The following is a 7,712-nucleotide window of genomic DNA, read 5'->3' on the forward strand; positions in this document are numbered from 1 at the left end:
GTCAGGAGGGCGCGAGGCGGAACCCGACGCCGCGTACCGCGTGGATGGTCGACGCGGCGCCCAGCCGGGCGAGCTTGCGCCGGATCCGGCGCACCACGGAGTGCAGGTCGGACCCGCGCCCCAGATGCTCGTTGCCCCACACCTGCCGGTGCAGCCGCTGGTGGGTCCAGACCTGTCCGGGGGTGCGGACGAGGCAGAGCAGCACGTCGTGCTCCAGTGGGGTCAGAGCGACCTCGCGCCCGTGCCAGCGCAGCACCCGGCGGTCGGAGTCGACGCTCAGCTCGGGCGTCGGCAGGTCGCCCGGGACCGGACCGTCACCGCCCGCCGCCGCGCCGCGCGCTGCGGTTGCCGCGTCGGGCGCTGCGGTTGCCGCGTCGGACGCTGACGTCGCCGCCCTGGGCGCTGCGGTCGCCGCGTCGTCGGGCGCTGACGTCGCCCTGCCGGGCGGTGCCGTCGCGGCGGCCCCCGCCCGGCGGACCAGGTCGAGGAAGCGGCGCGCCTCGTGGGCGCTGGACACGATCACGAACGCGTCGGCCCCGCCGAGCACCTGCGCGAGCTGGCGGCGCTCCGCCGCCGAGGTGGCGATGCCGATGACCAAGGACGGGATCCCCATTTTCCGCCCCTTCTGCTGTTCCCGGGTTTCCGCGGATCTGTTCGAGGCCGTCGACTTCCGTTCGACGGCACGACCGTCCAGCCCGTCCGGAGGAACCGGAGCAGGCTGCCGAAGGGCTCGACGTGGCGCGGGGGAGGGCGGTGAGACGTGAGGCTGCGGATCCCCCCAGGCGAGATCCTAGCGCCGTCCCCGGCCGCCGGTACAGCAGTTCACGTCAATGTAACGACCGCCCTCGCCATTCATGGCGACCTTTGCCTGGCCGGCGCCGGACGCGGCCGGCCCGGCGTCGCCGACCCTCCCGCCGGCCCCGGTCCTCCCGCCGGCGCCGTCCGCGGCCGGGGCGGGGCTGCACCGGCAGGCGCAACTCGTCGACCGGCCCGGCGGCGAGCAGCCGGCGGATAGGCTCGGTGCCCATGCGGACCAAGCAGGAGCTGACCGAGGCCGTCCGCCACGATCGGCGCGCCGCGCTGGTCGTCAACGCCCACTCCCGCCGCGGCCGCCGGCTCTACCGCACCGTGCGCGCCCGGCTCGTCGAGGCCGGCTTCACCCTGCTCGGCGCGTACCCGGTCGAGCGGCCCGGCGACCTCGACGGGGTGCTCGCCGGCGCCGCCGACCTCGGTCCGGATCTGCTGGTCGCCGGCGGCGGTGACGGCACCATCGGCACCGCGGCGCGGGTGCTCGCGCACCGGGACATCGCTCTCGGCCTGCTGCCGCTGGGCACCACCAACAACTTCGCCCGCACCGTCGGCGTACCGCTGGACCTCGACGCCGCCGTCGGGGTGCTCAGTGGCGGCAAGGTGATCGATGTCGACCTCGGGCTCGTCGGCGACCTGCGCTTCACCAACCACGTCGGCATCGGCTTCTCCGCCGACATCATGCGCAGCGCGCCGCCCCGGCTGAAGCGGATCGCCGGCCGGCTGGCCTACCCGGTGACCGCCCTCGGGCTGCTCGCCCGGCACCGGCCGCTGCGGGTGCGGGTGCGCGCCGAGGCGTGCGAGCACGACTTCGTGACCCATCAGCTGTACGTCGCCAACGGCGGTTTCCACGCCGGCCGTCCGATCACCGCCGACGCCAACGCCGACGACCGGCTGCTGGTCGCGTACCCCGTGGGCGGGGCCAGCCGGCGCGGCCTGCTGGGCGCGACGGCGCGCAACGCGGCTACCGGCCACCGCCGCAGCCTGCGGGAGCAGCCGTTCCTCGCGGTGCGCCAGCTCTGGGTGGAGACCGACCGCCCGGCCCGGATCGAGGTGGACGGCGAACCCTACGGCCTGACCCCGGTCCGCGTCGGCCTGGACGCCAACGCGCTGCGGCTGATGGCGTCGCCCGACAGCCCGGACCGCTGACCGGCCGGCCTCCCGCAGTCAGCCGGGCCGCCGCAGTCAGCCGGGCCGCCGCAGTCAGCCGGGCCGCCGCCGTCAGCAGGCGCGCGGCGGTCGGCTCGGCCGGCGGCGGTCAGCCGGCGCGGCGCGCCCCGAGCGCGCCGGTGAGTCCGGCCCGGCTGCGTAGGCCGAGCTTGACGTACGCCCGCTGGAGGTGGTTCTCCACGGTCCGCACCGACAGCACCAGCTCCGCGGCGATCGTGGCGTTGTCCCGACCCGCCGCGGCCAGCTCGCAGATCTGCCGCTCGCGTGGGGTCAGCTCGTCCCGCCCGTCGCGGTGGGGGAGCAGCGGGGGCCAGTAGCCGCCACACCGGTCCCGCAGCAGCTCCGCCCGCCGGGCCAGCAGGTTCGCCCGGCGGTGCTCGCCGCGGCGGCCGCACGCCGCCTCGGCGGCGATCACCGTCTCCAGCGCCAGGGCGAGATAGCCGCTGGCCTCCAGCGCGGTGCCGACCCGCTCCAACCCGGCCGGGTCGTCGGCGGCGAGCGCCCGGGCGTGCGCGGCCCACAGGTCGAACAGTGGACTGTCGCACCCGGCCACCGCCTCCGTCAGCCGCTCGGCGGTCTCCGCCGACGGGGCGAGCCGGGACAGCAGGTGCAGGCACTCCACCGTGATGGTCGCCGCCTGCGCGCCGGCCCGGTGCAGCTCGTGCAGCCGGCCGACGGCCGTGGCGAGCTGTCCGTCGACCGCCGACAGCCAGGCCTCGGTCAGCTCGGCGTCGGTGGTCAGCAGGCCACCGGCGTCGCCCCGGCCGGCCTGCTCGGCGCGCAGGCTCGCCAGCAACCGGCGGCCCTCGGCCGTTTCGCCGCGCTGCGCCGCCACGTACGCGTTCGCCGACAGCACGTAGTCCCGGATCGGGAAGAGCGCCCGCTCGCCGACCAGCGTGCGCGCCTCGTGCAGCCAGCGCACCGACTCGCTCAACTGCCCGCCGTGGTAGGCGCACTTGCCCCGGGCGAAGGCCAGCAGCCCCACCGCGTCCGGCGCGCGGCGGCCCACCGCGTCCCGGTAGTACCGCTGCGCCTGCCCGGTGGCCTCGGCGAGCCGGCCGGACATCAGCAGCGACTGGACGTGACAGGCCTGCGCGGCGGCCCGCATCGTCGGCCAGGTCTCCGGCAGGTCCACCGCACCGGTGTCGAACATCCGGGCCGCCCGCTCCGGCTGCCCGGCGAAGAGCAGCAGGTACGGCTCGAGCGCGGCGACCGCGGTGGCGAGCAGCGGATCGCGGGGCCGGTCGACCGCCAGCCGGGCCATCGAGTCGCGGGCCCCGTCCAGGTCGCCGCCGAAGACCGCGATGCCCACCTCGGCGGCGAGCAGCCCCGGCCGCGCCTCGGCCGGCAGCTCGCGGCGCGCCGTGGCGAGCACCTCCCGGGCCCGGTCCGGCCGGCGGTCGCCCCAGAAGGCGTGCAACGCGCGCAGCGCGGTCGCCTCGGCGCGGTCCCGCGGCTCGGTCAGCTCGGCGGCGGCCCGCCGCAGGCAGCCGCCCGCCTCGTCGCCGCGCCCCTGCGCCAGCAACGCCCGGGCGACCTGCCAGTCGCCGCGGGCGGACCGGATCCGCCGACCGAGCCGCTCGGCCAGCACCGGGTCGTGCCGGCGCAGCGCGTGCTCGGAGGCGCTGAGCAGGTCCTCCGGGCTGACCGGCAGGTCCGCCTCGCAGCGCCAGGCCACCACCCGGGCCAGGTCGTCCGCGCTGCCGCCGCCCAGCTCCGCCAGCGCGGCGGCGAGGTTGCGGCGCAGCCGCCGGGCCCGCAGCTCCCCGGTGTCGTTGCGGACCGCCTCGGCGTACAGCGGGTGCCCGGACTGGACCAGGACGGCCGCGTCGTGCCGCAGCAGCCGGATCAACCCGCGTTCCTCCAGCCGCTCGGCGATCCGTGGCTCGACCACCCGGTCGAGCACGGCCAGCGGCACCGGCTCGGCGTGCGCGACGTAGCGCATCGCCTCGGCCTCCTCCGGCGTGAGCGTGCCGAGGGTCTGCCGGATCAGGTCGGCCAGGTGGGTGGGGCAGAGCGACTCCGCCGGCCAGGTCCACATCCCGTCGCGCCGCACCAGCCCGCCGTCGCGCAGCCCGCAGCGCAGCGCCTCGCGCAGGAACAGCGGGTTGCCCTGGCTGATCCGCCACAGCGCGTCCAGGGTCAGGCCGTCGACCGGCCCACCGAGCGCCGCCCGGATGACCTCGGTGCTCTCCTCGGCGTCGAGCGGCGGCACGTGGATCCGGTCGACCGAGCGGGCCCGGCGCACCGCGGCCACCGGCGGGGCGTCCAGCCAGTCGGTGCGTACGCTCGCCACGACCTGCACCGCGTCGCTCGCGACCAGGCGTTCCAGCAGCGCCGCCGAGGCGTCGTCCAGCCAGTTCAGGTCGTCCACGCCGACCACGACGCCGCGCCCCGCCGCGACCTCCCGCAACCGCCGTTCGACGTCCCGGAACACGTCGGCCGCGTTCGCGTCCGAGGCCTGCGGGACGCGGTTGGCCAGCACCCCGAACGGCACCGCCTGCCAGCCCGGCGTGGCGGTCACCCGCAACGTCACCCGCTGCCGCCGCAGCGCCTCGTCGAGCACCTCGTCGAGCAGCCGGCTCTTGCCCACCCCGGGGTCACCGGTGAGCAGCACCCCCGCTCCGGGCGCCGCGGTGAGCGCCTCGACCGCCCGGTCCCGCTCCCGGCCCCGGCCGACGTACGGCCAGCCCGCTTCCACCACACACCCTGGCGCAGACACTGAACCCCTTCACCCCGGCCGGGCCCGCCGCCCGGCGCCTCGCCGCCCTCGGGACCCTGACGGGCGGATCGGTACGCGCGGCGGCCTGAGTGACCGCCGCCCCACCCTCACACACCCCACCCGGCGTCGCCGTCGGCTTCTCGACACGTCCGTCCACTCGACGCGGTGGGCGACCGGATCGGTTGTCAGCGTCGTGACAGGAGTGCCGCGCAGTGAGGTAGCGGCTACTCATGTGCCGGCCGTCCGCCGGACCGCAGGCTGGATCCGCAAGCGACCGCCGGGCCGTCCGGCCGGTCGACCTGAAGGGAGAACCGCATGTCCATCACCGACATCGTCGCCAGCTGGAAGGACGAGTACGCCCGGGCCGCTGCGCCGGAGACCGCCGAGGCCCACCCGGCCGGTGTCGTCGAGCTGCACGGCGACCAGCTGGAGACCGTCGCCGGCGGCGCCGCCGCCACCACCGGCCACACCACGGCCTGCTGCCACTGCGTCTGCTGAGTCGCCGCACCGACCCGACGGGTCGGTCGGGGGTCCGGGCCACGGCCCGGACCCCCGCCGGCCCGCCCGACCAAGCTGGAGCGCCGCATGTCTTCCCCGCACCCGACCGCCGACCCGACCGCCACCGTGGCCGAGCGGCTCACCGCCGCCGCGACCCTGCCGGAACGGCTCGCCACCGCCCCGCCCGAGCAGCCGCACCCCGGCGACCGTGCCCGGTGGCGGCTGTCCCGCTGGCGTACCGGCGGCGCGTTCGCCGGCGACGCCGACTGGCACCGTCGGCTGGCCGCCGACGGCCTGGACGAGCAGGTGCTGCTGGCGCTCCTGGACGAGTCCCCGGCCCGGCTCGCCGCCCGCCTCGGCCGGCCCCCGGCGTGGGTCAGCGACCTGCTGGCCGGCTACCGTGCCGCGCCGGCCGCGCCGATCGAACCCGAGGCGCTGCCCGGCCGGCCGCTGGACGCGGCACTGGTCCTGGTGGGCCCGCTGGTCGCCGCGGCCCGGGCCCGGGTCGCCGGGCAGGCCCGGGAACTCGCCGCCACCGCGCCCGACCTGATCCCGCCCGACGCCGACCGGCTCGGCCTCACCGGGCTCCTCGACGAACTGGTCGTGCTGCTCAGCCGGGCCGTCGTCCTCGAACTCAACATCGACCGGCTCCGCGGCGCGTCCGCCGGCGCGACCACCCGGGACCGTTTCGCCGCCTTCTTCCGCCGGCACGCGACGCCCGACGCCGCACTCACCCTGCTGGCCGACTACCCGGTGCTGGCCCGGCAGGCCGACGAGCTGATCCGCGACTGGGCCGACCGCACCGTCGAGTTCCTCACCCGGCTGTGCCGGGACGCCGACCTGCTCGGCGCGACGTTCCACGGCGACGTCCGGCCCGGCCGGCTGACCGGGATCCGGGAGACCGGCGATCCGCACCGGGCCGGCCGCCGGGTGCTGGTGGCCACCTTCGACAGTGGCCTGCGGCTGGTCTACAAGCCCCGCCCGGTCACCGTGGAGGCCCGCTTCCAGTCCCTGCTGGACTGGCTCAACCGGCACGGCGCCGACCTGCACACCTTCACCGTGCTGCCGCGCGGCGCGCACGGCTGGGCCGAGTACGTGGTCGAGAGCACACCGGACGCACCGGACGGCCACCGCCGCTTCGCCCGCCGCTTCGGGGCGCTGCTGGCCCTGCTCCAGGCCCTCGGCGCGACCGACTGCCACCGGGAGAACGTGCTCGGCCACGGCGAGCACCCGGTCCTGGTCGACCTGGAGACGGTGTTCACCCCGGCGGTCACCCGCGCGGCCGCCGCCCGTGCCGGCGACGCCATCGCCGACTCGGTCCTCGCGGTCGGGCTGCTGCCCCGGGCCGACGACGCGGCCGCCCCCGCCGCCGACAGCTGCACCTGCTCCGCCTGGCAGGGCGAGGGCACCGACGAGATGCGGTTGGGCGGGCCCGAGCACCGCCACGACCACGCCGCGCCGACCGCCGGCGCGGCCGACCAGGTCGCCGCCGACCTGCCGCAGGTGCTCGCCGGCTTCGACGGCATGTACCGCCTGCTCACCACGCTGCGCGGCGCGCTGCTCGCCCCGGACGGCCCGCTGGCCGCGTTCGCCGGCGACGAGATCCGGGTGGTGCTCCGGCCCACCCGGACCTACCTGCGACTGCGCGACGCCGCGCTGCACACCGACGCGGTGCAGGACGGCCTGGACGCCGAGCGGCTGCGGGACTGGCTCTGGTCGGGCACCGCCGAACTGCCGCTGCTCGCCGCCACCGTGGCCGCCGAACGCGCCGACCTGGCCCGCCGGGACGTGCCGATCTTCACCACCACGGTGGCCTCGCGGGACCTGTGGACCAGCGCCGGGCGGCGGCTGCCCGGCCTGCTGGCCCGTTCCGGCCTCGACGAGGCGCGGCGCCGGCTGGCCCGGCTGGACGAGGCCGACCTGGCCCGGCAACGCTGGCTGGTCCAGGCCGCCTACGCCGCCCAGCTCGACCCCGCCGACGCCCCGCACGCGCGGGTCCGCTGGCGGCTCGCCGACCAGCCGCCCGCCCGGGTGCCCGGGCCGGACGCGTACCTGGCCGCCGCGGCCGAGGTGGCCGAGACGGTCGCCGGCCTGGCCGGTCCGGGCGCAGAACCGACCTGGTTCGCCCTCACGCCCGGCCCGGGCGGGCCGGAGCGGCTCGCCCCGGCGCCGCTCGGTCCCCACCTGTACGACGGCGTGGCCGGCGTGGCGCTCTTCCTGGCCCACGCCGGCCGGCACACCGGCGAGCACCGGTTCACCGACCTGGCCGAACGCGCCGCCGCCGGGCTCGCCGGCCGGATCCTGAACCGGGCGGTGGCCGACCACCGGATCGGCGCCTTCACCGGCTGGGGCGGCCTGGTGTACACCTTCGCCCACCTCGGCGCGCTCTGGCGCACCCGCCGCTTCGAACCGGTCGTCGACGCGGCGCTGGACCGCGTCATCGCCCTGGCCGGCGTCGAGCAGACCGCCGACCTGGTCGACGGGCACGCCGGCGCGGTCCTCGCGGTGGCCCGCG

Annotated in this window: 5 protein-coding genes; 3 read left to right on the forward strand and 2 right to left on the reverse strand. The window is 77.5% G+C overall.

The features are described from left to right. Position 1: 1 nt before the first annotated feature. Entirely contained in the window at positions 2–613 is a 612-nt protein-coding gene (locus LQ51_RS03935; RefSeq protein WP_046563258.1) for a winged helix-turn-helix domain-containing protein, read from the reverse strand. 413 nt (positions 614–1,026) lie between these two features. Here LQ51_RS03935 and LQ51_RS03940 point away from each other — a divergent pair, with 413 nt between their 5' ends. Then, complete coding sequence (locus LQ51_RS03940) at positions 1,027–1,956, forward strand: diacylglycerol/lipid kinase family protein (RefSeq protein WP_046563259.1); 930 nt, start codon at positions 1,027–1,029, stop codon at positions 1,954–1,956. Between the two features lie 109 nt (positions 1,957–2,065). Here the strand turns inward: LQ51_RS03940 and LQ51_RS03945 are convergent, their stop codons facing one another. Next, entirely contained in the window at positions 2,066–4,678 is a 2,613-nt protein-coding gene (locus LQ51_RS03945; RefSeq protein ID WP_156312969.1) for a LuxR C-terminal-related transcriptional regulator, read from the reverse strand. A gap of 336 nt (positions 4,679–5,014) precedes the next feature. On the opposite strand from LQ51_RS03945, the gene LQ51_RS03950 reads away from it, so the two are divergent. Both LQ51_RS03950 and lanM read left to right on the forward strand, forming a co-directional pair. Further along, on the forward strand, positions 5,015–5,197 hold the full coding sequence (locus tag LQ51_RS03950; protein ID WP_046563261.1) for a mersacidin/lichenicidin family type 2 lantibiotic: 183 nt from the start codon (positions 5,015–5,017) through the stop codon (positions 5,195–5,197). Positions 5,198–5,284: 87 nt separating this feature from the next. Further along, positions 5,285–7,712, forward strand: a 2,428-nt coding sequence (gene lanM / locus LQ51_RS03955; RefSeq protein WP_052744744.1) for a type 2 lanthipeptide synthetase LanM, incomplete at its 3' end; no start/stop codon positions are given.

This window comes from Micromonospora sp. HK10 (assembly GCF_000982955.1).
In the GTDB taxonomy this organism is placed as follows: Bacteria; Actinomycetota; Actinomycetes; order Mycobacteriales; family Micromonosporaceae; genus Micromonospora.

Bases quoted from the DNA above. Each gene is read 5' to 3' on its own strand.
- LQ51_RS03935 (WP_046563258.1), bottom strand. From the start codon at position 613: ATGGGGATCCCGTCCTTGGTCATCGGCATCGCCACCTCGGCGGCGGAG.
- LQ51_RS03940 (WP_046563259.1), top strand. From the start codon at position 1,027: ATGCGGACCAAGCAGGAGCTGACCGAGGCCGTCCGCCACGATCGGCGC.
- LQ51_RS03950 (WP_046563261.1), top strand. From the start codon at position 5,015: ATGTCCATCACCGACATCGTCGCCAGCTGGAAGGACGAGTACGCCCGG.